This is a genomic window from Neisseria sp. P0009.S007, from assembly GCF_051962515.1.
In genome coordinates this window covers 1-994 of the sequence record NZ_JBQCVF010000558.1, presented here as the reverse complement: position 1 = coordinate 994, position 994 = coordinate 1, and the positions used below count along the sequence as shown (strand labels likewise).

1 protein-coding gene is annotated in these 994 nt (G+C 50.1%); it reads right to left on the bottom strand.

Features of this window, described 5'->3' with window-relative positions; genetic code table 11:
* Positions 1–794: NAD(P)/FAD-dependent oxidoreductase (locus tag ACTHS3_RS14785; RefSeq protein ID WP_440368342.1), on the bottom strand; the 794-nt coding region annotated here is incomplete at its 3' end.
* Positions 795–994 lie beyond the last annotated feature (200 nt).

The window sequence follows — 994 nt, the reverse complement described above, 5'->3', positions numbered from 1 at the left end:
ATAAAGGTGCTGACTGCAATGGCTTTTTGTTCCAATACTTTGAATTTCGGGTGTAAACCGGCATAAGTATTGACGGCATAAACGAGGTTTTTGCACTCGACGCTGCCATTAGGTGTATGAACCAGCCAGCCGTTATTGCATGGCTCGATACGCGTCATCGGGGATTGCTCAAAAAGTTGTGCGCCTGCATCGGCTGCCGCTTTGGCAATGCCTAGGGTGTAATTAAGCGGGTGCAAGTGACCGGATAAAGGATCAAATTGCGCGCCTTGATACATATCGCTGGCAAGTTGTTGCTTCAGCGTGGCTTTATCCCAAAGCTGGTAATGGCTTGCACCATAATGTTTTTGAGCGTGTTCGTGCCATTGCTGCAATTCTTCCCAATGCTGAGGACGGACGGCGACGGTAGCGTAGCCGCGTTGCCAATCGCATTGGATATTGTGTTTTTGAATGCGCGAGTCAACCAGTTCGACGGCTTGCAGGGATTGCTGCCAGAACCATTGTGCCTGTTCCAAGCCGACTTGTTTTTCGATTTCTTCCATGCCGCAGGCAAAGTCACTGATGACTTGTCCGCCGCTGCGACCTGATGCGCCGAAACCGATACGAGCGGCTTCAAGTACGATGACTTCATGGCCGTTTTCGGCAAGCGGTAGGGCGGTGCATAAGCCGGATAGGCCACCGCCGATAACGCAGGTTTCAGTTTTCAGACGGCCTTCAAGCGTCGGATAAGATGGATGGGGATTGGCCGTGCTGACATAGTAGGAAGGAAGGTATTCCTTGAAGCTGGGATTGATCATGATTTGAGCTTTAGGTTGGTTTTTACTTCATTGAAATTGGTTTTCAGACGGCCTTAAATGTGGGTTTAGGTTCAGGCCGTCTGAAAGGATAAGATGCAGTTAATAAAACAGGCTGTTCCGACACTTTATCGGACAGCCTGTCTGCATATTAGGCGGCTTTCTCGGCTGCCAATTTTTCTTGGCGGTAGGCTTCGGCAGCC